The sequence below is a fragment of the Methylobacterium oxalidis genome (assembly GCF_007992195.1).
In the GTDB taxonomy this organism is placed as follows: Bacteria; Pseudomonadota; Alphaproteobacteria; order Rhizobiales; family Beijerinckiaceae; genus Methylobacterium; species Methylobacterium oxalidis.
This window is the reverse complement of the sequence record NZ_BJZU01000090.1, coordinates 1-23,601: the sequence shown is the minus strand read 5'-3', so window position 1 is coordinate 23,601 and position 23,601 is coordinate 1. Positions and strand designations below refer to the sequence as shown.

General features: G+C 71.7%; 24 protein-coding genes. 14 read left to right on the top strand and 10 right to left on the bottom strand.

Annotation, left to right across the window (positions count from 1 at the left end):
• Positions 1 to 524 precede the first annotated feature (524 nt).
• From lpxC to MOX02_RS20395, 4 genes are all read left to right on the top strand, one after another.
• Positions 525 to 1,472, top strand: a complete 948-nt coding sequence (gene lpxC, locus MOX02_RS20410; RefSeq protein WP_147027639.1) for a UDP-3-O-acyl-N-acetylglucosamine deacetylase — start codon at positions 525 to 527, stop codon at positions 1,470 to 1,472.
• A gap of 224 nt (positions 1,473 to 1,696) precedes the next feature.
• Complete coding sequence (locus MOX02_RS20405; protein WP_147027638.1) at positions 1,697 to 2,575, top strand: outer membrane protein assembly factor BamD; 879 nt, start codon at positions 1,697 to 1,699, stop codon at positions 2,573 to 2,575.
• Positions 2,576 to 2,712: 137 nt separating this feature from the next.
• Positions 2,713 to 4,386 carry a DNA repair protein RecN gene (gene recN / locus MOX02_RS20400; protein ID WP_147027637.1) on the top strand — a complete coding sequence of 558 codons (1,674 nt, stop codon included), beginning with the start codon at positions 2,713 to 2,715 and terminating at the stop codon, positions 4,384 to 4,386.
• Positions 4,387 to 4,595: 209 nt separating this feature from the next.
• Positions 4,596 to 4,805 carry a hypothetical protein gene (locus tag MOX02_RS20395; RefSeq protein WP_147027636.1) on the top strand — a complete coding sequence of 70 codons (210 nt, stop codon included), beginning with the start codon at positions 4,596 to 4,598 and terminating at the stop codon, positions 4,803 to 4,805.
• Between the two features lie 4 nt (positions 4,806 to 4,809).
• Here MOX02_RS20395 and MOX02_RS20390 read toward each other — a convergent pair whose 3' ends face one another.
• Positions 4,810 to 5,091 (bottom strand): hypothetical protein, encoded by a 282-nt coding sequence (locus MOX02_RS20390; RefSeq protein WP_147027635.1) that lies wholly within the window; start codon positions 5,089 to 5,091, stop codon positions 4,810 to 4,812.
• Positions 5,092 to 5,448: 357 nt separating this feature from the next.
• Between MOX02_RS20390 and pstS the strand changes: the two genes are divergently transcribed.
• The 6 genes from pstS to phoB all read left to right on the top strand — a co-directional run bounded on the left by pstS (position 5,449) and on the right by phoB (position 10,880).
• Positions 5,449 to 6,489: a phosphate ABC transporter substrate-binding protein PstS gene (gene pstS / locus MOX02_RS20385; protein WP_147027634.1), complete on the top strand. Its 1,041-nt coding sequence runs from the start codon at positions 5,449 to 5,451 to the stop codon at positions 6,487 to 6,489.
• Between the two features lie 127 nt (positions 6,490 to 6,616).
• Positions 6,617 to 7,594, top strand: a complete 978-nt coding sequence (gene pstC, locus MOX02_RS20380; RefSeq protein WP_147027633.1) for a phosphate ABC transporter permease subunit PstC — start codon at positions 6,617 to 6,619, stop codon at positions 7,592 to 7,594.
• 11 nt (positions 7,595 to 7,605) lie between these two features.
• Complete coding sequence (pstA, locus tag MOX02_RS20375) at positions 7,606 to 8,508, top strand: phosphate ABC transporter permease PstA (RefSeq protein ID WP_147027632.1); 903 nt, start codon at positions 7,606 to 7,608, stop codon at positions 8,506 to 8,508.
• Positions 8,509 to 8,566: 58 nt separating this feature from the next.
• A complete protein-coding gene (pstB, locus tag MOX02_RS20370) occupies positions 8,567 to 9,382 on the top strand; it encodes a phosphate ABC transporter ATP-binding protein PstB (protein WP_147027631.1) in 816 nt (271 codons plus the stop codon).
• Positions 9,383 to 9,435: 53 nt separating this feature from the next.
• Entirely contained in the window at positions 9,436 to 10,155 is a 720-nt protein-coding gene (gene phoU / locus MOX02_RS20365) for a phosphate signaling complex protein PhoU (protein ID WP_147027630.1), read from the top strand.
• 23 nt (positions 10,156 to 10,178) lie between these two features.
• Positions 10,179 to 10,880, top strand: coding sequence for a phosphate regulon transcriptional regulator PhoB (gene phoB / locus MOX02_RS20360; RefSeq protein WP_147027629.1), 702 nt, complete (start codon positions 10,179 to 10,181; stop codon positions 10,878 to 10,880).
• Positions 10,881 to 11,046: 166 nt separating this feature from the next.
• Here the strand turns inward: phoB and MOX02_RS20355 are convergent, their stop codons facing one another.
• Positions 11,047 to 11,580, bottom strand: coding sequence for a GcrA family cell cycle regulator (locus MOX02_RS20355; protein WP_147027628.1), 534 nt, complete (start codon positions 11,578 to 11,580; stop codon positions 11,047 to 11,049).
• Positions 11,581 to 12,020: 440 nt separating this feature from the next.
• On the opposite strand from MOX02_RS20355, the gene MOX02_RS20350 reads away from it, so the two are divergent.
• On the top strand, positions 12,021 to 13,211 hold the full coding sequence (locus MOX02_RS20350; RefSeq protein ID WP_147027627.1) for a patatin-like phospholipase family protein: 1,191 nt from the start codon (positions 12,021 to 12,023) through the stop codon (positions 13,209 to 13,211).
• 61 nt (positions 13,212 to 13,272) lie between these two features.
• Here the strand turns inward: MOX02_RS20350 and MOX02_RS20345 are convergent, their stop codons facing one another.
• The 4 genes from MOX02_RS20345 to MOX02_RS20330 all read right to left on the bottom strand — a co-directional run bounded on the left by MOX02_RS20345 (position 13,273) and on the right by MOX02_RS20330 (position 16,702).
• Entirely contained in the window at positions 13,273 to 13,401 is a 129-nt protein-coding gene (locus MOX02_RS20345; protein ID WP_147027626.1) for a TFIIS helical bundle-like domain containing protein, read from the bottom strand.
• Positions 13,402 to 13,479: 78 nt separating this feature from the next.
• The gene (locus tag MOX02_RS20340) at positions 13,480 to 14,964 is read right to left on the bottom strand and encodes a flavin-containing monooxygenase (RefSeq protein WP_147027625.1); all 1,485 of its coding nucleotides are present in this window, start codon (positions 14,962 to 14,964) and stop codon (positions 13,480 to 13,482) included.
• A gap of 10 nt (positions 14,965 to 14,974) precedes the next feature.
• Positions 14,975 to 15,868: an alpha/beta hydrolase gene (locus MOX02_RS20335; protein WP_147027624.1), complete on the bottom strand. Its 894-nt coding sequence runs from the start codon at positions 15,866 to 15,868 to the stop codon at positions 14,975 to 14,977.
• A 6-nt stretch (positions 15,869 to 15,874) separates the two neighbouring features.
• A complete protein-coding gene (locus tag MOX02_RS20330; protein WP_147027623.1) occupies positions 15,875 to 16,702 on the bottom strand; it encodes an SDR family NAD(P)-dependent oxidoreductase in 828 nt (275 codons plus the stop codon).
• 146 nt (positions 16,703 to 16,848) lie between these two features.
• On the opposite strand from MOX02_RS20330, the gene MOX02_RS20325 reads away from it, so the two are divergent.
• The gene (locus MOX02_RS20325; protein ID WP_147027622.1) at positions 16,849 to 18,099 is read left to right on the top strand and encodes a NupC/NupG family nucleoside CNT transporter; all 1,251 of its coding nucleotides are present in this window, start codon (positions 16,849 to 16,851) and stop codon (positions 18,097 to 18,099) included.
• A gap of 58 nt (positions 18,100 to 18,157) precedes the next feature.
• Here the strand turns inward: MOX02_RS20325 and MOX02_RS20320 are convergent, their stop codons facing one another.
• Complete coding sequence (locus MOX02_RS20320) at positions 18,158 to 18,532, bottom strand: hypothetical protein (RefSeq protein ID WP_147027621.1); 375 nt, start codon at positions 18,530 to 18,532, stop codon at positions 18,158 to 18,160.
• A gap of 98 nt (positions 18,533 to 18,630) precedes the next feature.
• Between MOX02_RS20320 and MOX02_RS20315 the strand changes: the two genes are divergently transcribed.
• On the top strand, positions 18,631 to 19,641 hold the full coding sequence (locus MOX02_RS20315; RefSeq protein WP_147027620.1) for a LysR family transcriptional regulator: 1,011 nt from the start codon (positions 18,631 to 18,633) through the stop codon (positions 19,639 to 19,641).
• Here the strand turns inward: MOX02_RS20315 and MOX02_RS20310 are convergent.
• Together MOX02_RS20310 and MOX02_RS20305 are read right to left on the bottom strand one after the other, a co-directional pair.
• Positions 19,560 to 21,317 carry an SLC13 family permease gene (locus MOX02_RS20310; RefSeq protein WP_147027619.1) on the bottom strand — a complete coding sequence of 586 codons (1,758 nt, stop codon included), beginning with the start codon at positions 21,315 to 21,317 and terminating at the stop codon, positions 19,560 to 19,562. The genes MOX02_RS20315 and MOX02_RS20310 overlap by 82 nt on opposite strands.
• 91 nt (positions 21,318 to 21,408) lie before the next feature.
• Positions 21,409 to 21,741, bottom strand: coding sequence for a DUF167 family protein (locus MOX02_RS20305; RefSeq protein ID WP_147027618.1), 333 nt, complete (start codon positions 21,739 to 21,741; stop codon positions 21,409 to 21,411).
• 67 nt (positions 21,742 to 21,808) lie between these two features.
• Between MOX02_RS20305 and MOX02_RS20300 the strand changes: the two genes are divergently transcribed.
• Positions 21,809 to 23,209 (top strand): cytochrome P450, encoded by a 1,401-nt coding sequence (locus tag MOX02_RS20300; RefSeq protein ID WP_147027617.1) that lies wholly within the window; start codon positions 21,809 to 21,811, stop codon positions 23,207 to 23,209.
• Between the two features lie 17 nt (positions 23,210 to 23,226).
• On the opposite strand, the gene minE is transcribed toward MOX02_RS20300, so the two are convergent.
• Positions 23,227 to 23,532 (bottom strand): cell division topological specificity factor MinE, encoded by a 306-nt coding sequence (minE, locus tag MOX02_RS20295; RefSeq protein ID WP_147027616.1) that lies wholly within the window; start codon positions 23,530 to 23,532, stop codon positions 23,227 to 23,229.
• Positions 23,533 to 23,601 lie beyond the last annotated feature (69 nt).

Here is a 23,601-nt window from a genome sequence, read left to right as displayed (position 1 = left end):
GCGTGCGGTGCCTCCCGCAGGGCTCACCCGCGGTGATTCCCGGGTCGTAGGTCCCGGCAGCGCCGATCTCCTCACACTTCGTCCGAAGGCGCGCGAACCGGGGACATTCGGAACCGGTCCGGCCGGGGTCCGGGCCGCTCGCGCGAACACGCAGCCGGCTCAGAAACCGGGGCCGAACGGGCTCGGACGATCCGCTCCCGGGGCGGCATGCAGGGTGGTGCTCCGAGCGCTGAGCTTTTTCTGCAACAGCCGCCGGTCTACAACCGCCCGCCGTTAACTATTTGTTAACACACTGATCGAAAAGCGCTTTTGGATTCGTGTCCGCAACTGCCCGCTGTAACAGAGCGTAAGAATCCGTGATTTGGCCGGGCATTTGGGCGCCGCTATAGAAAATTTCGGAACGACGAAGCGCGGCGGTTTCGACAGCCAGCGCACGCAGGGGCACCAAGCAGCGGACGGATCTGAGAGGGCTTTCGCGCGCGGTCATCGCGCCGGACAGCCCGATCGCGGCCGAGGGCTAAGGAATGCGAACGAACCAACAAACGACCCTCAGGGCTCCGACGACGCTGTCCGGTATCGGCGTCCATTCCGGGAATCCGGCGGAGATCACGATTCATCCCGCTCCCGCCAATCACGGTATCGCCTTCCTCCGCACCGGGATGCCCACGGGCAACGACCGGTTCATCAAAGCCCACCACGCCTGCGTCTCGGCAACCGAGCTCTGCACCGTCATCGGTGATGTCGCGACCGGCGCGGTCGCCACCGTCGAGCACCTGATGTCGGCCCTCTACGGACTCGGTATCGACAACGCGCTGATCGAGATCGACGGGCCGGAGATGCCCATCCTCGACGGCAGCGCCCTTCCCTTCGTACGGGCCATCGACGCCGTCGGCGTCGGGGCCTGCGGGGCGCCCCGCAGATGGATCAAGGTGATCCGTCCCGTCCGCATCGAGGTGGGCCGCGCCTTCGCCGAGCTCCGCCCCATCGACCGGGGCTTCCGCCTCGACGTCGAGATCGATTTCGAGAGCCCGGTGATCGGCCGCAGCCGCAAGGCCATGGACCTCACCCCCGCCTCCTACCGCCGCGAGATCGCGGGCGCCCGCACCTTCGGGATGATGAAGGACGTGGAGCGCTACTGGAAAGCGGGCTTCGCGCTCGGCGCCTCCCTGGAGAACACGGTCGCGGTCGGCGAGACCGCGGTGGTGAACCCGGAGGGCCTGCGCTTCGCCGACGAGTTCGTCCGGCACAAGCTCCTCGACGCGGTCGGCGACCTCGCGCTCGCCGGCCTGCCGATCCAGGGGGCCTACCGCTCCTATTGCGGCGGCCACCGCATGAATGTGGGCGTGCTCACCGCCCTCTTCTCCGACCGCGCCAACTACGCGGTCATCGAGGCCCAGGGCGGCCGCCGCGAGAGCGCGCTGGCCGAGTTCGGCGTCGGCCTCGGGATCGCCGCCTTCGCGGGCGACCTGTAACCCTCAAGACACAGGCCGCATCCGATCGAGCCGGCGGCCCGCCCGCCGTTTTCACGCCCGAATTGGACGCCAGGGTAAATCGTCTGTGAAGAGCGGGCTCTCAGGGGAGGCGACGGCGCCGGGCGCCGTGGCATGGTCCCCGCCCGCCGGCACGACACTCGTGATGGCTTGGCGGCGCGAGGCTCTCGCAGAACGAGCCGCGCCTGTTGGGGAATGAACCGCAAATGCCTGTCACCTATCCGAACCGCGGTGCGCTGGCGGCCGTGCTCCTGAGCGTCCTCGGCCTCGGACTCGGCGGCTGCGACGCGCTCGATTCGATCAATCCCTTCGCCGAGAAGTACAAGCCCGAGGTCGTGCCGGACGTCCCCGCGGACAAGCTCTACAGCGAGGGCTTGGCCAAGATGGAAGACAGCGACTACGAGGGCGCGGTCAAGAAGTTCGGCGACCTCGACAAGCAGTATTCCTACTCGGACTGGTCCCGCAAAGCGCTCCTGATGACCGCTTACGCGAACTACGAGGGCCAGAAGTACGACGACGCGATCAACGCCTCGAAGCGCTACCTGCAGCGCCACCCGGCGAGCAAGGACGCGGCCTACGCCCAGTACCTGATGGCGATGTCGCAGTATAAGCAGATCCCGGACGTGACCCGCGACCAGGACCGCTCGGAGAAGGCCCTCGTCGCCCTCCAGGAACTCGTCCAGCGCTATCCGACCTCGGAATACGCCAACGACGCCAAGGCCAAGATCCAGATCACCCGCGACCAGCTCGCCGGCAAGGAGATGGAGGTGGGCCGCTACTACCTGCAGCGGCGCAACTTCCCGGCGGCGATCAACCGCTTCCGCGACGTGATCAGCCGCTACCAGACGACCCGCCACACCGAGGAGGCGCTGGAGCGCTTGGTCGAGGCCTACATGGCGCTCGGCATCACCCAGGAGGCCCAGAACGCGGCCGCCGTGCTCGGACACAACTTCCCCGACTCGCCCTGGTACAAGGACGCCCACGCCCTCCTGCAGACCGGCGGCCTGGAGCCGCGCGAGGAGAAGGGCTCCTGGCTGAGCCGGATGTTCTCCTCCGTGACCGGCCGCACCGCCTCCGCGCAGTAACCGCGGGGCATTCCGGGACGACCCGCGGGCGAAGCCGGCCGACGCCGCCTCGCCCGCGACGCATTTTCGGCGTGCGCTCCGCCGCGCTTCGCCTTACATGACGGCTTTCCAGAGTACGACAGGGCTTCCGACGCGGCATGCTCGTGCAGCTTGCGATCCGCGACATCGTTCTGATCGACAAGCTTGAGCTCAATTTTCGCGAGGGGCTCAGCGTCCTGACCGGGGAGACGGGTGCGGGCAAGTCGATCCTCCTCGACGCCTTCGCGCTGGCCCTCGGCGGGCGCGGAGACGGCCGCCTCGTGCGCCACGGCGAGGGCCAGGGCAGCGTCACCGCGGTGTTCGACGCACCCCTCGACCACCCGGCCCGCACCATCGCGGCGGAGGCCGAGATCGACACCGAGGGCGACCTGATCCTGCGCCGCACGCAGATGGCGGACGGGCGCACCCGCGCCTTCGTCAACGACCAGCCGGTGGGCGTGCAGGTGCTGCGCGCCATCGGCGCGGCCCTCGTCGAGATCCACGGCCAGCACGACGACCGGGCGCTCGCCGACCCCTCCACCCACCGCGCCATCCTCGACGCCTTCGGCGGTCTGCAGGGGCCGCTCGCCGCGGTGGCCGAGGCTTCCCGGCGCGTGCGCAAGGCCCGCAGCACGCTCTCCGAGCAGCGCGCCCGGGTGGAGGCTGCGCGCAAGGAGGCCGACTTCCTGCGCCACGCCGTGGACGAGCTCGCCACCCTCGATCCGCAGCCGGGCGAGGAGGCGACGCTCGCCGAGCGCCGCACCGTGATGCAGCAGAGCGAGAAGGTGGCGCGCGAGCTCAACGACGCGCTCGAGGCGGTCGGCGGCCCGAACTCGGGCAGCGCCCACCTGTCCTCGGCGGTGCGCAAGCTGGAGCGGCGCGCGGCGCAGCTCCCCGCCCTGGTCGAGCCCTGCGTCGCCGCCCTCGACGCCGCCCTGGTGGCGCTCGACGAGGCGCGCAGCGTCCTCGACGCGGCCCTCTCCGAGACCGAGTTTGATCCGCGCGAGCTGGAGCGGGTGGAGGAGCGGCTGTTCGCCCTGCGGGCCGCCTCCCGCAAGTACGACGTGGCGGCGGACGACCTCGCGGCACTCCGCGAGCGCTACGAGGCGGATGTCGCCGCGATCGACGCGGGCGAGGAAGCGCTCGGCGGCCTGCAGCAGGAGCTCGACGCCGCCGAGGCCGCCTACGCCAAGGCGGCGGGCAAGCTCAGCGAGGGCCGGCGACGCGCCGCCAAGGCCCTCGACGCGGCGGTCAGGGCGGAGCTGCCGCCGCTGAAGCTGGAGCGCGCCCGCTTCATCACCGAGATCGCCACCGATCCCGAATCGCGCGACCCCGCGGGCAGCGACCGGGTCGAGTTTTGGGCGCAGACGAACCCGGGCACCCGGCCGGGACCGATGATGAAGGTGGCCTCCGGCGGAGAGCTCTCCCGCTTCATGCTGGCCCTGAAAGTGGTGCTCGCCGACAAGGGCTCGGCCCCGACCCTGATCTTCGACGAGATCGATACCGGCGTCGGCGGTGCCGTGGCGGACGCGATCGGCGCGCGTCTCGCCCGCCTGTCGCGCAACGTGCAGGTCGTGGCCGTCACCCACGCTCCCCAGGTGGCGGCGCGGGCGCAGACGCACTTCCTCATCGCCAAGGATTCCGTGAAGGGCAGCGACCGCGTCGCCACGCGGGTCGCGACGCTGCCCGTCGAGGCGCGCCGCGAGGAGATCGCCCGCATGCTCGCGGGCGCGACCGTCACCGACGAGGCGCGCGCGGCAGCGGCCCGCCTTCTCCAAGGTGCGGAGGCCTGAGGCCCGGCGCCGGCGCAAGATGCGACACGGTCGCGCGTCGTATTCGGTTGACGCGGGCGCGCTCAGATTTGCCGCGGCAGGTTGTCGTCACGACGCGCACTTGAGCAGAACTTGGCTGTAACGAATTGTTAACCATCCCGCGCGAGATTCGCGGCGACCCTCCGCGCGACCTGCGCGGGGCGGCGTTCCTGTCTCAAGGGGGAGAGACGATGCGCGAGGAGTCCGCCCAGCCTGATAGCTACTCGGCGGAGGGCTGCCCCTCCGCGCCGGCCCTCAGCGTGGACACCCGCTACCGGCTCGGCCACGCTCTCCGCTCGATCTACGAGGACAGCGTCGAGCGGCAGCCGATCCCCGATTCGCAGGTCGACCTGCTCCTGCGCCTGCGCCACAAGGAGCGCGACCGGCGCCGGATCGCCTGAGGGCTCACCAGCGCCGCGCGCCCGGCCGGCGCCTGTACTCGGCCGCACGGATCTGGGTCAGCACCCGGTCGAGTTCCCTGAGCAGATCCTCCTCCTCCGCCTGCACGCGGGCCCGCTCGGCGGCATCGGGCGCGCAGCGCAGCCGGACCTGCACGAGCGCGAGGCTGCGCTCCAGCGCCTCGCGCCGCTGGTGCAACTCCAGATAGGCGGCGTCGCCGGGATCCGCCGGATTCCGGTCCGCCTGACCCGCCGGTGGGGCGGAGAGTCCGTTGTCCACGCTCGCCATCGCATCCGTCCGGCTACGCGCCGCGCTCTGAGGATCCGCGACCGTAGCGATTGAGGAACGCGCGAGGCGGCAAAACCGTGCCATCGCGGGCCGCCGCATCCGCACGCGCGGTGCCGCGGGCGCGCGGAACCGCACCGGCCACCGCACGAGGCGCCACGCGGCGGAGTGGGTAAGCGGGGCAGGCGCTTGCGCCGGGCCGGCCGCTGTCATCGCTCTGTCATGTCTCCGTCATAGAGGCGGCATCGTCGGGCGGCTATCGCAGCCCCGGCCGCTTCCGCGGTCGTCCGCGAAAGGCCCCTGGGCTCCCGGAACCGGGACGCAGCGGCGCCCAGCGCCCGGCAGCAAACGGAGACGCATGTGAAACCCTTCAGCTACGCGCTCGCCATCGGCCTCGCGACGATCCAGCTCGCCCTCCCGGCGCAGTCCGCCGACATCACCGGCGCCGGCGCCACTTTCCCCTTCCCCGTCTACTCGAAGTGGGCCGAGGCCTACCGCAAGGAGACCGGCACCGGCCTCAACTACCAGTCGATCGGCTCGGGCGGCGGCATCAAGCAGATCCAGGCCAAGACCGTCGATTTCGGCGCCACCGACGCCCCTCTGAAGGGCCCCGCCCTGGAGAAGGACGGCCTCGTCCAGTTCCCCACCGTGATGGGCGGTGTCGTCACCGTGGTGAACATCGCGGGCGTCGAGCCGGGCAAGCTCAAGCTCACGGGCGAACTCGTGGCCGACATCTACGCCGGCAAGATCACCAAGTGGTCGGACCCGAAGATCGCCGCGGTCAACGAGGGCGTGAAGCTGCCCGACGCCACCATCACCCCGGTCTATCGCTCGGACGCCTCGGGCACGACGAACATCTTCACCACCTACCTCTCTCAGGTCTCCGAGCCCTGGAAGAAGGAGTTCGGCGCCGCCACCACCATCTCCTGGCCCGCCGGCCAGGGCGGCAAGGGCAACGAGGGCGTCACCGCGACCGTCAAGCAGGTCCCCAACGCCATCGGCTACGTCGAGTCGGCCTACGCCAAGCAGAACAAGCTGAGCCACACGCTGATCCAGAACAAGGCCGGCAAGTTCCCGCAGCCGGACGACAAGGCGTTCCAGGCCGCCGCCGCCAGCGCCGACTGGAAGGGCGCCCCGGGCTTCGGCATCTCGCTGACCAATCAGGCCGGCGACGGCGCCTGGCCGATCACCGCGGCGACCTTCATCCTGGTCCACAAGGACGCGGCCGACGCCGCGAAGTCCGCCGAGGTGCTCAAGTTCTTCAACTGGGCCTACAAGAACGGCGACAAGCTCGCCTCCGAGCTCGACTACGTGCCCCTGCCCGACAACGTCGTCGGCCTGATCCACGAGGAGTGGAAGCAGATCAAGGGCAAGGACGGCAAGCCCGTTCTCAACATGTGAGCCGCGGCTCCGGCCGCTCCATCCTGAGCGGGCCCCCACTCCCGGCCGGGAGTGGGAGCCTGCCTCCTGCCCCGCTCGCATCCGGCACCGCCGCGCGCTAAACGCCTCGAACCGACGAGAACTGCGGATGGCCTCCTTGACCGAAGAGATCGCGCTGGCGCACCCCGAGGCGACCCGCATCCGCCGTCCACCGAGCAAGGGCCTCGACGGCGTCTTCCGCGGCGCCGCCTACGCCTCCGCCATCATCGTGCTCCTCGTGCTCGCGGGCATCCTCGCCTCCATTGCCTACGGCGGCTGGCCCGCCTTCCGCGAGTTCGGGCCGGGCTTCATCACCTCCACCTCCTGGAACATCGGCACCGAGCAGTTCGGCGCCTGGGTCGCCATCGTCGGCACCCTCGCCTCGGCGCTGATCGCCCTGTTGATCGGCGTGCCGCTCTCCCTCGGCATCGCGGTCTACCTCACGCAGCTCTGCCCCGGCTGGGCGCGCAAGCCCGTCGCGATGACGATCGAGCTCCTCGCCGCGGTGCCCAGCATCATCTACGGCATGTGGGGCCTGTTCATCTTCGCGCCGCTCTTCGCCCGCTTCGTGCAGGTGCCGGTCTCGAACCTCGTCGAGGGCCTGCCCATCGTCGGCACGCTGCTCTATGCCCGCGTGCCCTCGGGCGTCGGCATCCTCACCGCCGGCATCATCCTCGCCATCATGATCGTGCCCTTCGTGGCCTCGATCACCCGCGACATGCTCGACCAGATCCCGACGATCCTGCGCGAGAGCGCCTACGGCATCGGCTGCACCACCTGGGAGGTGGTGCGCCACGTGCTCGTGCCGCAGGCCTCCGTCTCGATCATCGGCGCGATCATGCTCGGCCTCGGCCGCGCCCTCGGCGAGACCATGGCGGTCACCTTCGTGATCGGCAACGCCAACCGGCTCTCCGCCTCGATCTTCGATCCGGGCTCGACCATCGCCTCGCGCATCGCCAACGAGTTCAACGAGGCGGACGGAATGCAGCTCAACGCGCTGATGGCGCTCGGCTGCATCCTGTTCGTGGTCACCTTCATCGTGCTCATCGTCGCGCGGCTTCTCGTGCGCCGCGTCAAGGTCGCCTGAGGAGGCCGCCGATGAATGCCGCCAACACCCTGACCCCCGCCGTGACGCAGGGGCGCCCCCCCTCCGGAGGCCGGGTCCGCTCCGGCCGGCGCGTCGCCGACCGCACGCTGCGGATCGCCTGCACGCTCGCCACCCTGCTCGGCGCCGTGGTGCTCGGCTCGATCCTGCTGATGCTGATCATCGAGGGCCTGCGCGGCTTCTCCGCGACGCTCCTGACCCAGCCGACGCCGGGCCCCGGATCGGAAGGCGGCGGGATCGCCAACGCCGTCCTCGGCAGCCTCGTCCTCACCTTCATCGGCATCGTGGTGGCGACCCCGATCGGCGTGATGGCGGGGACCTACCTCGCGGAGTACGGCCGCGGGTCCAAGCTCGCCGACGTGATCCGGTTCCTGAACGACGTTCTTCTGTCCGCCCCCTCGATCCTGATCGGCCTGTTCGTCTACACCCTGATGGTGCGGCCGATGGGCTCCTATTCCGGCTGGGCCGGCGGCGTGGCGCTCGCCATCATCGCGACCCCGGTCATCGTGCGCACCACCGAGGACATGCTGCGCCTCGTGCCGGGCTCGCTGCGCGAGGCCGGCGCCGCCCTCGGCGCGCCGCCCTCCCGGGTGATCATGAGCGTGACTTGGCGCGCGGCCTCGGCCGGCATCGTCACGGGCGTGATCCTGGCGCTCGCCCGCATCGCCGGCGAGACCGCGCCGCTCCTCTTCACCGCGCTCAACAACAATTCCTGGTTCAGCGCGAACCTGATGGGCGGCATCGCGAACCTGCCGGTGATGATCTACCAGTTCGCCCTCTCGCCCTATCCGAACTGGCAGGGCCTCGCCTGGGCGGGGGCCCTCCTCATCACGGTCGCGATCCTCGCCCTCTCGATGGTGGCGCGCCTCGTCGTCAAGTCCGAGCGGGCGCGCTGAGCGCCCGCCTCCGCAGCAACCGTTTCCGGCCGACCGGCCTCCCGAAGGAACCTCTCCGATGAGCGCCTCCCCCGCCGTCAGCGCGCAGCTCAGCGGCCGCAGCCAGGCCAATGCCAATGCGCCCGTGCGCATCGCGGTCAAGAACCTCGACTTCTACTACGGGTCGTTCCACGGCCTGAAGAACGTGAACCTCAACTTCCACGACCGCCAGGTCACGGCCCTGATCGGCCCCTCGGGCTGCGGGAAGTCGACGCTGCTGCGCACCTTCAACCGGATCTACAGCCTCTACCCGGAGCAGCGGGCGGACGGGGAGATCCTCCTCGACGGCCAGAACATCCTCGACCCGAAGGTCGACCTCAACGAGCTGCGCGCCCGGGTCGGCATGGTGTTCCAGAAGCCGACGCCCTTCCCGATGTCGATCTACGACAACGTCGCCTTCGGCCTGCGCCTCTACGAGCGCCTGCCCAAGGCCGATCTCGACCTGCGCGTCGAGGAATCGCTGCGCAAGGCCGCCCTCTGGGACGAGGTGAAGGACAAGCTCAAGCAGTCCGGCATGGGCCTCTCCGGCGGCCAGCAGCAGCGCCTCTGCATCGCCCGCACCGTCGCGCAGCGCCCGGAGGTGATCCTGTTCGACGAGCCGACCTCGGCCCTGGACCCGATCTCGACGGGGCGCATCGAGGAGCTGATCGAGCAGCTGCGCGACGAGTTCACCATCGCCATCGTCACGCACAACATGCAGCAGGCGGCGCGCATCTCGCAGTTCACCGCCTTCATGTATCTCGGCGAGCTCGTCGAGTTCGGCCCCACAACCCGGATCTTCATGAACCCGGAGAAGCGGCAGACGCAGGACTACATCACCGGCCGCTTCGGCTGAGCCGGCACCATCCCGCACGCACGCTCCCGCGCCCGACCCCGAGGATCACGAGCATGTCCGAGCACATCGTCACCTCCTACGACAACGACCTCGACGACCTGCGCCGCTCGATCTCCGAGATGGGAGGCATCGCCGAGAAGATGATGGCCGATGCGAGCCACGCGCTCGTCCGCCGCGACACGGTGCTTGCCCAGGCCGTTATCGCCGCCGACAAGCGCCTCGACGTGCTTCAGCGCGAGATCGAGGAGCGCGCCGTCCTTCTCATCGCCCGGCGCCAGCCGCTCGCCATCGACCTGCGCGAGACCATCTCGGCGATCCGCGTCTCGGGCGACCTCGAGCGGATCGGGGATCTGGCCAAGAACATCGCCAAGCGCGTGCTTGCGATCAGCGACCAGACCCAGCCGCAGAAGATCGTGCTCGGCGTCCAGCACATGAGCGATCTCGTTCAGGAGCAGCTCAAGGACGTCCTCGACGCCTACGCGAGCCGGGACGTGAAATCGGCCCACGACGTCTGGGAGCGGGACGGGGCGATCGACGCCCTCTACAACTCCCTGTTCCGGGAACTCCTGACCTACATGATGGAAGACCCGCGCAACATCTCGTTCTGCACGCACCTCCTGTTCTGCGCCAAGAACGTGGAGCGGATCGGCGACCACACCACCAACATCGCGGAGACCATCCACTACCTCGCCACGGGCGAGACCCTGGCCATCGATCGCCCGAAGAACGACGCGTCGAACTACGCGACGGTATCGCCGGCCGCGGGCGTCTGAGGAATTTCGGAACGGCGCGAGCAATGAGCACGCGGATCCTGATCGTGGAGGACGAGGAGGCCCTCACCCTCCTCCTGCGCTACAACCTCGAAGCCGAGGGCTTCACCGTCGATTCCGCCGCTCGCGGCGACGAGGCGGAACTGCGCCTCGCCGAGCAGGTACCCGATCTCGTGCTGCTCGACTGGATGCTGCCGGGCCTGTCCGGGATCGAGCTCTGCCGGCGGATCCGGGCGCGGCGCGAGACGGAGCGGCTGCCCGTGATCATGCTGACGGCCCGCGGCGAGGAGGGGGACCGCATCCGCGGCCTCGGCACGGGGGCGGACGACTACATCGTCAAGCCGTTCTCCGTGCCCGAACTGCTGGCGCGGGTGCGCGCCCTGCTGCGTCGCGCCAAGCCCGCCCACGTGGCGAACCTGCTGATCGCCGGCGACATCGAGCTCGACCGGGTCAGCCACCGCATCCGGCGCTCCGGTCGCGAGATCCACCTCGGCCCCACCGAGTTCAAGCTGCTCGAGTTCCTGATGCAGAGCCCGGGACGGGTGTTTTCCCGCGAGCAACTCCTCGACGGCGTCTGGGGCCACGACGTCTACATCGACGAGCGCACGGTGGACGTCCATGTCGGCCGCCTGCGCAAAGCCATCAACCGGCCGCGCCAGTCGGACCCGATCCGCACGGTGCGCGGCTCCGGCTACTCCTTCGACGAGATGTTCTCGGGCGTGGAGTAGGGCCGGCGCGATCCGGCCGCCGAGCCCGGGCAGACGTTCGGCGCGGGGACTCGGTCAGGGCCGGCGAACATCCAACGTCGTGACGCGATCAGCCCCTGCGCGACCGCTCCGCAGGCGGTGCGCGAAGGCGTCGCCGCCTGCGCTTCGCAGACGGCCCGTGGGCGCCTCAGCGGAAGCCGGCCACGCGCCGGTCGCGCTTGCGCTCGGCGGCGGGCTGGTAGGCGATCTGGGCATGGTGCGTGCAGTAGGGCAGGCCGGTGATCGAGCGGGCACCGCAGAAGCGGAATTCCGGCGTCGTCGGATCGCCCATCGGCCAGCGGCACATCGATTCGCGCAGATCCATGATCGTGACGCGCTCGGAGACCGCCAGCGGCACGCTGTCGGCGGTCGGCGCCGCAGGCGGCGGGAAATCGGGCGCGGGCCGGTGCGCCGTGATGGCGATGGGCTCGGGCGCCTCCTCCATCACCTCGATCGGCGACGCCTCGGCCTCCGCCTCGCGCTCCGGCTTGCGGCGCCCGTTGACTGGGGCCGGCACCGCCTTGACCCGGCCGGCGAGGCCGAGCCGGTGCACCTTGCCGATGACCGCGTTGCGGGTGACGCCGCCGAGCTGCGCGGCGATCTTGCTCGCGCTCTGCCCGTCCTCCCACAGACGGCGCAGCAGATCCACGCGCTCGTCCGTCCAGCTCAGGCCTGCTTCCATCGTCGCCCCCTCCTGAACGCTGCGATCACCGCGCCCGTCCCCCCGGGCAGCCAGGGCAGCTCGTCGCGCGGGACAGCCGCACTGATGCCGCGCGCTCCCGCATTGCGGGGCGGCCGGTGCAAAGTCCGAACGGTTGCGCCACTGGTGATGGCCGCCGGGGGCGTGCCCCCTGGCGACGCGGATGAACCTACAAGAGGGCTCGTGGACGATGCAAGAGTCGACACTCGGCCGTCCTGCCGGGGGCGCTCTGGTTTCCACCGGCAAAGGCCGAGGTGGGCCGCGCGCTCGCCTGCCGGGTGCGAGACGGCACGGATCTGTGGCCCCCGTGCATCAGCCCGGCGCGCGATGCGCGATTGCCGCGCCGGGGGCGGAACGTTAGAATGGCCAAGCTCGTTCGGCTGGGGGTTAGCGGTCAGGACCGGGGCACAGGGACACTCGCCATGGCGCGTCGGTTCGGGATCTCGCGCGGGCTGATCGCGCTCGGGCTGGCGGGCGCTCTCTCCGCCTGCTCGTCGTTGCCGCGGGTCTCCTACACGGCCGAGCAGGCGGCCTTCGCGAGCATTCCGAACATCCCCGACGCGCGCGTCTCATCCGACGCCTCGGCCGACACCTTCGCGCAGATCGCCGCCCGGCCCGAGCGCCGCCAGCCCTTCGCCTATCTCGCCCTCTCGGGCGGCGGCGGCGACGGGGCCTACGGGGCGGGCGTACTGAACGGCTGGACCGCCTCCGGCACGCGGCCGGAATTCACCCTGGTTTCGGGCGTCAGCACGGGCGCGCTCATCGCGCCCTTCGCCTTCCTGGGGCCGGCCTACGACGCCTACCTCACCGACATCTACACGAGCGGCGTCGCCGAGACCCTGGTGCAGTCGCCGAGCCTGACCAACGTTCTGTTCGGCTCCGGCCTGTTCGGCGACGGGCGCCTGCGCGACCTGATCGGCCGCTACGTCACGCCCGATCTCCTCGCCGCCGTGGCGGAAGAGCATGCCAAGGGCCGCCGCCTCCTCGTCGTGACGACGAACCTCGATTCCCAGCGCGCCGTGATCTGGAACATGGGCGCCATCGCCGCGAGCGGGGCGCCGAACGCGGTGGAGCTGTTCCGCGACGTACTCACCGCCTCCGCGAGCATCCCGGCTGTGTTCCCCCCGCAGCTCATCGACGTGCAGGCGGGCAACAGCGCCTTCCAGGAACTCCACGTCGACGGGTCGGTGGTGACCCCGGTCTTCACCCTGCCGCAGTCGTTCCTGCTGCGGGACGGGCGCCTGCGCACCAACGGCCGGGCCAACATCTACGTGGTGATCAACGGGCGGCTGGAGCCCGAATTCGACGTCACGCGCAACAACACGCTCTCGATCGTCGAGCGCTCCTTCACCACGGCGAGCCGGGCCCGCAGCCGGGCGACGCTCGCCACCACCTACGCCTTCACCCGCGCCAACAAGATCGGCTTCAACCTCACCTACATCGACGAGCGCGCACCCGCCACGACGGCGGCCCGCGGCTTCGACACCGCCTACATGCGCAACCTCTACCAGGCGGGCTACGAGAAGGCGCGGCTCGGCAATTTCTGGGAGCACACCGTGCCGGCGGCCCCCGTCACCAGGGCGGTCGCGGCGGCGGTCGCCAACGGGCAGTAGGGGAGCCCACGCCCGGGATGCCGCTCGGGCGGCACCCCGTGACGCGGAGGGCGACCCCGGCTTACTTCCGCAGGATCTTGGTGACGATCCGGCCGACGAGGTTGCTCGAATCCGCGTTGCGATCGTCGCGGGAGACGGGGCGATTCTCGTTGCCGAGGATCTTGGTGACGATGCGTCCGATCAGGCTCATGGCAGAATCCTCAGAGGCGCCGCGGCGCGGCGCAAGCTTTGCCGAACCAACGGGCGGGCTGAGGTGCCTGTTCCGTCCTCAGCGCAGGCGATAGTCCGACAGCCGCGCCCGGCGCGCCCCGCGGCGATAGGCCAGGACGGAGCCCGGCCAGATCGCGGCGTTGCGCCCCGTCTCGTCCTGGTACCAGCTCCGGCAGCCGCCGGCCTGCCAGATGCTGTCGGCGAGCCGCGCCTGCACGCCCGCCAGGAAACGCGCCTGCGCCTCCGGTCGCACCTCCATCGCGCTGAGGCCTCGCCGCTTCAGCGCCAGGAGGCCGGAGAGGGCGTGCTCCACCTGCGCCTCGATCATCAGGATCACCGAGTTGTGGCCGAGGCCGGTATTCGGCCCCATCAGCAGGAACAGGTTGGGAAAGCCCGCCACCGCGATGCCCTGGAAGGCGCCCATGCCGTCGCGCCACGCCTCCGCCAGGGTCAGCCCGCCGCGCCCGGTCACCGGCAGGCTGCGGAAGCTGCCCGTCACGTCGAAGCCCGTGGCGTAGACGAGGACGTCGAGGGCGTGCTCGCTCCCGTCCTCCATCACCGCTCCGCCCGGCGTGATGCGAGCGATGCGGCCGGTCTCCAGGGTGACGGTCTCGCGCATCAGGGCGGGGTAGAAATCGTCCGAGATGAGCACGCGCTTGCAGCCGAGGCGGTAGCGCGGAGTCAGCTTCTCCCGCAGGGCCCGGTCGGGCACGGCCCGGGCGAGGTGGCGCCGGGCGATGGCCTCCGCCTGGTCGGTGAGCTTCGACACCCGGGTGAAGCCGAGGAGCGCGCGCAGCTCGTGGATCCAGAACAGGCGCTCGCGGAACAGCCGCCGCGCCAGCGGCAGGCGCCGGTAGGCGGCCTGCGCCCGCTCGCCGATGGGGCGGTCGCGCTTCGGCATGATCCAGGCCGGCGTGCGCTGGAACAGGGTGAGATGGGCGGCCTCCTGCGCGACGAGCGGCACGAACTGCACGGCGCTCGCCCCTGTGCCGATCACGCCGACGCGCTTGCCGCGGAGTTCGCAGGCATGGTCCCAGGCCGCCGAGTGGAAGGCCGCGCCTGCGAAGCTGTCCCGGCCGGGGATGTCCGGCAGCGCCGGATGATGCAGCCCGCCCATGCCGGCGACGATGGCCCGCGCCAGCAGGGGTCCGCGGCTCGTCTCGACACGCCACAGGGCCTCCGCCTCGTCCCAGGCGAGGCCCGTGACGGCGGTGCGCAGGCGCAGGTGCGGCAGGAGCCCGTGCTCGCGGGCCGTGTCCTCGAGGTACGCCTTGATCTCCGCCTGCTGCGGATAGAGCCGCGACCAGTCGGATTTCGGCACGTAGGAGAGCGAGTAGAGGTGGGAGGGGATGTCGCAGGCGGCGCCCGGATAGGTGTTGGCGTGCCAGGTGCCGCCGATCCCGTCGCCCTTGTCGAGGATCAGGAAGGGGCCGAGCCCCGCCTGGCGGCAGCGGATGCCCATGGCGAGGCCGGAGAAGCCAGCGCCGACGATGAGGACGGCGAGGATGCCCGAGGGCAGATCCGATCCGGCGTCGTCGCTCATCGCGCCCTCCTCACGCATCGGCGTCCGCTCTCGCATGCGCCTTCAGGAAGGTCGAGGCCGCCTTCAGCGAGGCGCGGGCCTCCGGGAGGAAAGCGTGGGCGAACTGCCAGACATGCGGCACCACGGGGAAGACGCGAAGATCCACCGGGACGCCCGCCGCCCGCGCCCGCTCGGCGAAGCGCACCGAATCGTCGCGCAGCACCTCCCGGGCGCCAACATGCAGGAGGAGCGGCGGCAGGCCCGCGAGGTCGCCGTAGAGGGGCGAGGCGAGCGGGTCCGCCGGATCCGCCTCGCCGAGGTAGAGGGGGACGAGGTGGCGCACCACCTCGGGGTCGAACATGGCGTCCCGCCCGCCGTTCTCGATGAAGGAGGCGCCGGTGCCGAGGAGGTCGGTGGCGGGCGAGAACAGGGCGGCCGCCCGCGGCAGGGGCAGGCCGAGGTCGCGCGCCCGCAGCAGCAGGGCGAGGGCGAGGTTGCCGCCGGCCGAGTCACCCCCGATCACTGCCGGTCCATCGGCCGCGAACGCCTCCCAGGCGGCGAGCGCGTCCTCCAGGGCGGCCGGGAAGGGATGCTCGGGGGCGAGCCGGTAGTCGGGGGCGAAAACCGTGAAGCCGCGTCGCGCGAAGGCGCCGGTCAGCGGTCGGTGCGTCCGGGGCGAGCAGGCGACGAAGCCGCCCCCGTGCAGGTAGAACAGGCGCACCCTGGCCACGCCGCCGGCCGGCCGCACCCACTCTCCCTGGATGCCGCCGACCGTGCCCGGCTCGTAGGTGACGCCGCGGGGCTCGATGAAGCCCGGGGCCTCGAAGGTGCGGCGCAGCCGCGCGACGTCGATGGTCCGGCCGAGCCGGTCGCGCACGCTGCGGCGGACCATCCAGGCGAAGACGTGGGCACGCAGGCTCGCCATGCGGTGTCAGCGCTCCAGTCCGGAGAGGCGGGCGATCAGGCGCCAGTAGCCGACCGGCATCAGGCGCTGGATCAGGGCGACGCGGCGCGCGTCCGTGCCGACGATGATCCGCGGCGCCCGCCGCTCGATGCCGCGCAGGATCTCGGCGGCGGCCGCCTCCGGCGCGAGCCGCAGGAAGCGCTCGAAGGCTCGGCGGCCCTGCTCGATCGCGGCCGGGTCCAGGCCCTTCGGGTGGCGCGCGCTGCGGGCGATGTTCGTCGCGACGCCGCCCGGATGGACCACGCTGACCCCGAGGCGGCCGCCGGCGTGCTCGTGACGCAGGGCCTCGCTGAAGCCGCGCACCGCGAACTTGCTCGCCGCGTAGGCCGCCTGGCCCGGCGGCGCGATCAACCCGTAGAGGCTCGACATGTTGACGACCTGCGCGGCGGGCTCGCGCAGCAGGAGGGGCAGGAAGGCGTGGGTCATCCGCACCACGGCGCGGAAGTTCACGTCCATCAGCCACTCGAAATCGGCGAGATCCGTCTCGGCGAAGGTGCCGCCGAGCGCCACGCCCGCGTTGTTGACGAGGAGGCTCACCCGGCCGTGACGCGCCTCGACCGCGTCCCTCAGCGCCAGGATGGCGTCCCCGTCCGCGAGATCGAGGACGTGCCGGCTCGCGCGCGCGCCCGCCGCCGCGACGGCCGCCTCGACGGCCTTCAGCCCCTCGGCGTCGCGGTCCACGAGGGCGAGGTCGCAGGACCGCCGCGCCAACGCGATCGCGAGCGCCGCCCCGATGCCGCTCGCCGCTCCGGTGACGACCCCGACCGCGCCCTGCAGCGCGAAGCCTTCCGCCAAATCCGCTCTCCCGGCACCCAGCCCGGCGCCGGAAGCTAGCGGACCGGCCCGCTCGGTCCAGGGAGGCAGGACCCCGCGGCGTGGCGCTTCTGGCCCAGATCGCGCATGAGAGCCGCGATAAGAAGGGCGAGAGGGGCAGGGATCGAATGGTCGAGCGCGTCTTCCACGCGGGTGCGAGCATCGCGCTCCTCATCGCGGTCGCGGTCCTGGCCTCGACGAACCGGCGGGCGATCCGGCCGCGCACCGTGCTCGCCGGGCTCGGCCTCCAGTTCGGTCTCGGCGCCCTCATCCTGTTCGTGCCGACCGGCCGCGCGGCCCTCGGGGCGGTGGCGGACGTCGTCGCGCAGGTCCTCGCCTACGGCGACCGGGGCGCGGCCTTCCTGTTCGGCGGCCTCGTCGATCCGAAGATGTTCGAGCTGTTCGGCGGCGGCGGCTTCGTCATCGCATTCCGGGTGCTGCCGCAGATCCTCTACGTCTCGGCGCTGATCGGCGTGCTCTACCATCTCGGGCTCATGCAGAGGCTCGCCCGCCTCGTCGGCGCGGGCCTGCGGCGGGTGCTCGGCACCTCGCCGATCGAATCCTTCGCGGCGGTCACCACCATCTTCATCGGTCAGAGCGAGATCGCGGTCGCGCTGCGGCCCTTCCTGCCGCTGCTCACGGGCTCGGAGCTGTTCGCCGTGATGACGGGCGGCGCCGCCTCGACGGCCGGCTCGATCCTCGCGGGATACGCCGCGCTCGGCGTGCCGATGACCTACCTCATCGCCGCCTCCTTCATGGCGATCCCGGGCGGGCTCCTCTACGCCAAGATCCTGGTGCCGCCCGACGCGCCGACGCGGATCGTGACGACGCGGGTCGAGTTCGGCGAGCGAAGGGCGGTCAACGTCATCGAGGCGGCGGCCGACGGCACGCAGAAGGGGCTCGCGGTGGCCGCCGCGGTCGGCGCCATGCTGATCGCCTTCGTCGGCCTGATCGCGCTGGCGAACGGCATCGTCGGCTGGCTCGGCGGCCTCGTCGGCTACCCGGCCGCCTCGATCGAGGCGATCCTCGGTATCGTGTTCGCGCCGCTGGCCTGGCTCCTCGGCGTCCCCTGGGAGCAGGCGGGCCTCGTCGGCAGCGCGCTCGGCCAGAAGATCGCCTTCAACGAGTTCCTCGCCTACGCGAACATCTCCCCGACCCTTAAGGCGGGCAGCCTCGATCCGCGCACGACCGCGATCCTGTGCTTCGCCCTCTGCGGCTTCGCCAATCTCGCCTCGATCGCGATCCAGCTCGCGAGCTTCTCGAGCCTCGTACCCGAGCGCCGCGCCGAGATCGCCCGCTACGGCCTGCGCGCCATCCTCGGCGGCACGCTCTCGAACCTCACGAGCGCGGCCATCGCGGGGCTGTTCATCGGCGGGTGAGAGCGCGCAGATTCGAGACGGGCCCCGCCGCGCGGCGGACCCCGTCCCGGTGGCGGGCCTAGTTCAGGGCGGCGGCTTCCTGCACCGCGGCCTGGGCGCCGCGGGCCGGGGCCACCGTGACGGTCTCGCCCCGGCGGGTGATCTCGACCGCCTCGGCCGCCTGTCCGGTGCCGCGGGGAGCCGAGAGGGTCACCCTCTGGCCCTCGGCGAGCACCGCCTCGAAGCGGACGGAAGGGGCCGCCGCGCGGGGCGCCAGGGTGACGACGACGCGGTAGCCCTCGGGCTCCGCCGTGTAGTAGGCGACGCCCGCGAGCGTGCCGAGATCGATGCTGCCGCCGCGCGCAGGCTTCAGGCCCTCGGCGTCCGCAGTCGTCGTGGCGAAGAGGGCCGGGAGGAGGGCTGCGGCGGCGAGGATCGTGGTCCGGATGGTCATAGTTTCGTGTCTTCCTGCTGAGCAAGCGGCCCGTCGCCCTTGCGTGTGAGACGAATATGCTTTGCACTGCAGCATGGAACAAACCGATTGGATCGGTAATGACTATTGATCACGTCGATCTGGCGAGGGTCGATCTCAACCTCCTCGTGGCCCTCGACGCGCTGCTGGCCGAGCGTAGCGTCACGCGGGCTGCGGCCCGGATCGGGATCGGGCAGTCGGCCATGAGCAGCGCGCTCGGCCGGCTGCGCGTGACGTTCGGCGACGAACTGCTGACCCGCGCGCCGGAGGGCATGCGCCCGACGCCGCGGGCGATGGCGCTGGCCGAGCCTGTCCGGGCGGCCCTGCGCCAGATCCAGTGCCTCGTCCGCCGCGAGGACAGCTTCAATCCGGCCACCGTCGAGCGGATCTTCACGGTCAGCCTGCCCGACAGCGTCGAGGTGCTGCTCGGGCCGCGGCTCCTCGCCTATCTGCGCGCGGAGGCGCCGGGCGTGCGGCTCCTCCTGCGCACGATCGACCGCACCCGCATCCTCGGCGAGCTCGATGCCGATCAGGTCGATCTCGGCATCGGCCTGTTCTCGGAGGGACAAGCCCACCACAAGACGCGTCTGCTCTATCGGGACCGCTACGTCTGCCTGTTCAACCCGGCCTGCGTCGGCCTCGACGCGCCGATCTCGCTGGAGGATTACCTGCGCTTCCCCCACGTCCTGACGAGCCTGCGCGGAACGGCGCACGGCGTGGTGGACGATGCCCTGGCCAAGCTCGGCCTGCGCCGCAGCCTCGCGGTGACGACGCCGAGCTTCGTCGCCGTGCCCTTCCTCGTGCGTGACGCGCCGGTGATCACGACGATGCACGCGCGGGTGGCGCATTTCTTCGCCGGCACGCTCGGCCTCAGCGTCAGCCCGGCGCCCGTCGCCCTCGACGACGTGGCGGTGGCGATGCTCTGGCACGCCTCCTACGACGCGGATCCGGCCCATGCCTGGCTGCGCCGGACCCTGCTGCGGCTGGCGGCCGAGCTGGAGAACCCGGATCAGAGCGGCCAGAACAGCGCGATCAACCCCGTGCCGACGACGACGACCATCAGCGAGAGCGGCAGGCCGAGCCGGGCGTAGTCGCCGAAGCGGTAGCCGCCCGGACCCATCACCAGCGTGTTGCACTGGTGGCCGATGGGGGTGAGGAAGTCGCAGGCCGCGCCCACCGCCACCGCCATCAGGAAGGGGTCCGGGTTGAGGCCGAGCTTGCCCGCGAGGCTCGCGCCGATCGGCGCCATCACCAGCACGGCGGCGGCGTTGTTGAGGAAGGGCGTCACCGCCATCGCGGCGACCAGCAGCAGCGCGACGGCGCCGATCGGCGGCACGTACTGCACGAGGCCGGACATCCAGCCCGCCACGAGATCGGTGCCGCCGGTGGTGCGCACCGCGTCGCTCACCGGGATCAGCGCGCCGAGCAGCACGATCACCGGCCACTCGATCGTCTCGTAGGCCTCCTCCATGGTGAGCACCCGGAAGAGCAGCAGCGCCACCGCCGCCCCGAAGAAGCCCATCGCCACCGGCACCACGTGAAGTGCGATGAGCAGCATCGCGACGCCGAGCACCACGATGGGGATGTAGCCGCGCCGGCTGTGCCCGAGGCTGAGGCTGCGCTCGGCGAGCGGCAGCAGGCGCAGGGCCTTGAGCGCGTCGGCGAGGGCGTCGCCGCCGCCGCGGAGCACCACCACGTCGCCGGCCCGCAGGCGCAGGTTGGCGAGCCGCCCGGTCACGCCGCCGTCGCTGCGGCTCACTGCCAGCAGGCTGATGCCGTGGGCGTCCCGCAGGTCGGCGCCCGCCACCGTGACGCCGGCGAGCGGCGAGTCGGAGGGCACCACGGCCTCGGCGACCTTCACCGGCCCGCCCGCCGCCGCGGGCCCCTCCGTCAGCTCCAGGCCGGCCCGCGCCACGAGCCGCTCCAGATCTTCCGGCTCCCCCTCCAGGAGCAGCACGTCGTCCGCGCGCAGCCGCCAGTCCGGTCCCGGCACGTAGCGGCGGAAGCGCTCGCGGATCACGGTGAGGACGGCGACGTCGCCGTCGCCCAGCGCCTCGAGCTCCCGGACGGTGACGCCGACCTGCGTCGAGCCCTCCGGCAGCCGGGCCTCGGTGACGTAGGCGGCGAGCGAGAAGGAGATGCCAGAGCCCGCGGGCTTGCGGTCCTTCGGCAGCAGCCGGTAACCGACCGCCAGGAAGGCGAGGCCGATCAGCGCGATCCCGAGACCCACCGGCGTGAAGTCGAACATGCCGAAGGGCTCACCGACGATGTCGGTGCGGACCTTGGCGACGATGATGTTGGTGGAGGACCCAACCAGGGTGACGAGGCCGCCGATCAGCGAGGCGAAGGACATCGGCATCAGGAGCCGCGAGACCGGCGTGCCGGTCTTGCGGCCGAGTTGGAGGGCGACCGGCATGAAGATGGCTAGGGCGCCGATGTTTTTCGTCACCATCGACAGGACCATCACCGCGCCGGCGAGAACCGGCACCTGCAGCCCCGGCGCCCGCAGGTAGGGCAGGACGGGGCGCATCAGGCTCTCGACAACGCCGGAGCGGGAGACGGCGGCGCTGATCAGGAGGGCGCTCGCGACGATGATCACGATGTCGTCGGCGAAGCCGTCGAAGGCCTTCGATGCCGGCACGATGCCGATGGCGACGCCCGCCACCAGCGAGAGGAGCGCCACGAGGTCGTAGGGCAGCCGGCCCCAGATGAAGAGCAGGACGGTGCAGCCGATCAGGCCGAAGGCGAGGCCCTGGTCGAGGGTCATGGAGGCTCGGGTCGATGGGCGGGAACGGGGGAGGGCGGAGAGGTAGGTGCGGCCGGCCGCAGGGCCAGCGCCCCGGGCGACGATTCCTTCCCTACACGCCGCCGAGGACGGCGGCGAGGCGCTCGGCGAGCGCCGGTCCGTCGCCCGCGAGGCGCAGGACCTTCAGGCGCGCCGTCTCGCCGGACAGGACCACGATGTCGGAGCGGCGCGTCCGCAGCGTCTTGGCGAGCAGCGCGATGAGGGCGGCGTTGGCGGCGCCCTCCACCGGCGGCGCGGCCACGCGCACCTGCAGGACCGCCGGCCCGTCCGCCCCGGTGCCGACCCCGTCGAGGGCGTCCCGGCCGCCGCGGGGCGTCAGCCGGACGCTGAGGCGCAGGCCCTCGCCGTCGATGGTCCAGGGAAGAGGGCGGGGCTCGGGCGGCATCCGGGCGTGTTTACACCTCCGGCCGGCTCCGGCATCAAGCGGGCCGGGGGCCCGGGCAGGGACAGTCATGGATTCGGGTCGGACCACCCTCGACGCGCCGTTGTGCCTGCCGCCGGGCCCGCGTCCCAGGCCGCCGGTGCCGGAGCCCCCGGCGCGCGACCTGCCGCTGCCCGCCTACCTCTCGGCCCTGCGCCGCAACGCCGTCGAGGCGTGGCCGCAGCGCACCTACGAGGAGCCGATCGTGCAGCGGCGCCTCCTCGGGCGGCACACCTTCATCGTGAGCGACCCGGACGCGATCCGGCGCGTCCTCATCGACAACCAGGCCGCCTACGCGCGGACCCGCGCCTCGGTGCGCATCCTGCGCCCGGTGCTCGGCGACGGGCTCCTGATCAGCGAGGGCGCGGCCTGGCGCCACCAGCGCCGGACGCTCGCCCCGGCCTTCACGCCGCGCGCCGTGGAGGCGCTCGTGCCGCACATCCTGGGGGCGGTCGACGCGACGACGGCGCTGCTCGCGGCGCAGGCGCAGCAGGGGCCCGTCCCGCTGTTTCCCGCCCTGCACGGCCTCGCCCTCGAGATCGCGGGCCGCACCATGTTCTCGGTCGGCATGCAGAGCGACGGCGCGGCGCTGCGGCGGTTCGTGGCGGAGTACGCCGAGCGGATGGGGCGGCCCCATCTCCTCGACATGCTGCTGCCGCTGTCCTGGCCGGCGCCCCTCGATCTCGCCCGCGCGCGGTTCCGGCGCCGCTGGATCCCGTTCCTCGACCGCATCATCGCCCGGCGCGCCGCGGACCCGCAGCCGCATGCCGCGCGCGACCTCCTCGATCTCCTCGTGGCGGCCCGCGACCCGGAGACCGGGCACCCCTTCACGCCCGACCAGCTGCGGGACCAAGTCGCGACCCTGATCCTGGCGGGCCACGAGACCACGGCGGCGGCCCTGCTCTGGGCGAGCTACCTGATGGCGCTGGCGCCCGATATCCAGGAGGCGGTCGCCGCGGAGGCGCGGGCGGCCGGGGACGATCTCGGCGACGGCTGCGAGCGCCGCCTGCCGCTGACGCGGGCGGTCGTCGACGAGACGCTGCGCCTCTACCCGCCGGCCTTCGTCCTCGCCCGCGCCGCCCGCGAGGCGGACGACCTCGGCGGACGGACGGTCGAGCCCGGCGACGTGGTGATGATCTCGCCCTGGGTCCTGCACCGGCACCGGCGCCTCTGGCCCGAGCCGGACGCGTTCGATCCCGGCCGCTTTCTGCCGGGAGCGGCCCCGCCGCCGCGCTTCGCCTACCTGCCGTTCGGGGCGGGTCCGCGCGTGTGCATCGGCGCCCATTTCGCGCTGCTCGAGGCGACGCTCGCCCTCGCGCGCCTGATCGGCCGCTTCCGTGTGAGCCTGCCCGAAGGGTCGGTGATCCGTCCGGCGGCGGTCGTGACGACGCAGCCCGACAACCCGCCGCCCTTCATCCTGCGGCCGCGGTAGGGAGCGTCCGCGGCCGTTCAGGCCGCGGCGAGCTTGGTCTTCGCCGCCGTCTCGATGACGCCGGTGAGCTTGGCGGCCGCGGGCAGCGGCAGCTCGATGTCGACGCCGAGGGTCGAGACCCCCTCGCCGCGCTCCACCGTGATCGAGACCTTGTCCCGCTCGATGGCGACGTGCTTGGCGATCACGGCGAGGATCTCCTCGCGCAGCGTCACAACGAGGTCGGAGCGCCCGTTGTCGGCCCGCTCGTGGGCGATGATCAGCTGAAGGCGCTCGCGCGCCACCGGCGCGGAGCCGCGCCGGGAGAAGAGGCTGAGAAGGCTCATGCCGCCCTCCGTGTGAAGATCTTGCCGAAGAAGGACTTGCGGTCGCTGGGAACGCTCATCGGCACCGTC

Coding starts and splice junctions, on each gene's coding strand:
- lpxC (WP_147027639.1), top strand. CDS start 525: ATGCGAACGAACCAACAAACGACCCTCAGGGCTCCGACGACGCTGTCC.
- MOX02_RS20405 (WP_147027638.1), top strand. CDS start 1,697: ATGCCTGTCACCTATCCGAACCGCGGTGCGCTGGCGGCCGTGCTCCTG.
- recN (WP_147027637.1), top strand. CDS start 2,713: ATGCTCGTGCAGCTTGCGATCCGCGACATCGTTCTGATCGACAAGCTT.
- MOX02_RS20395 (WP_147027636.1), top strand. CDS start 4,596: ATGCGCGAGGAGTCCGCCCAGCCTGATAGCTACTCGGCGGAGGGCTGC.
- MOX02_RS20390 (WP_147027635.1), bottom strand. CDS start 5,091: ATGGCGAGCGTGGACAACGGACTCTCCGCCCCACCGGCGGGTCAGGCG.
- pstC (WP_147027633.1), top strand. CDS start 6,617: ATGGCCTCCTTGACCGAAGAGATCGCGCTGGCGCACCCCGAGGCGACC.
- pstA (WP_147027632.1), top strand. CDS start 7,606: ATGAATGCCGCCAACACCCTGACCCCCGCCGTGACGCAGGGGCGCCCC.
- pstB (WP_147027631.1), top strand. CDS start 8,567: ATGAGCGCCTCCCCCGCCGTCAGCGCGCAGCTCAGCGGCCGCAGCCAG.
- phoU (WP_147027630.1), top strand. CDS start 9,436: ATGTCCGAGCACATCGTCACCTCCTACGACAACGACCTCGACGACCTG.
- phoB (WP_147027629.1), top strand. CDS start 10,179: ATGAGCACGCGGATCCTGATCGTGGAGGACGAGGAGGCCCTCACCCTC.
- MOX02_RS20355 (WP_147027628.1), bottom strand. CDS start 11,580: ATGGAAGCAGGCCTGAGCTGGACGGACGAGCGCGTGGATCTGCTGCGC.
- MOX02_RS20350 (WP_147027627.1), top strand. CDS start 12,021: ATGGCGCGTCGGTTCGGGATCTCGCGCGGGCTGATCGCGCTCGGGCTG.
- MOX02_RS20345 (WP_147027626.1), bottom strand. CDS start 13,401: ATGAGCCTGATCGGACGCATCGTCACCAAGATCCTCGGCAACGAGAAT.
- MOX02_RS20340 (WP_147027625.1), bottom strand. CDS start 14,964: ATGAGCGACGACGCCGGATCGGATCTGCCCTCGGGCATCCTCGCCGTC.
- MOX02_RS20335 (WP_147027624.1), bottom strand. CDS start 15,868: ATGGCGAGCCTGCGTGCCCACGTCTTCGCCTGGATGGTCCGCCGCAGC.
- MOX02_RS20325 (WP_147027622.1), top strand. CDS start 16,849: ATGGTCGAGCGCGTCTTCCACGCGGGTGCGAGCATCGCGCTCCTCATC.
- MOX02_RS20320 (WP_147027621.1), bottom strand. CDS start 18,532: ATGACCATCCGGACCACGATCCTCGCCGCCGCAGCCCTCCTCCCGGCC.
- MOX02_RS20315 (WP_147027620.1), top strand. CDS start 18,631: ATGACTATTGATCACGTCGATCTGGCGAGGGTCGATCTCAACCTCCTC.
- MOX02_RS20310 (WP_147027619.1), bottom strand. CDS start 21,317: ATGACCCTCGACCAGGGCCTCGCCTTCGGCCTGATCGGCTGCACCGTC.
- MOX02_RS20305 (WP_147027618.1), bottom strand. CDS start 21,741: ATGCCGCCCGAGCCCCGCCCTCTTCCCTGGACCATCGACGGCGAGGGC.
- MOX02_RS20300 (WP_147027617.1), top strand. CDS start 21,809: ATGGATTCGGGTCGGACCACCCTCGACGCGCCGTTGTGCCTGCCGCCG.
- minE (WP_147027616.1), bottom strand. CDS start 23,532: ATGAGCCTTCTCAGCCTCTTCTCCCGGCGCGGCTCCGCGCCGGTGGCG.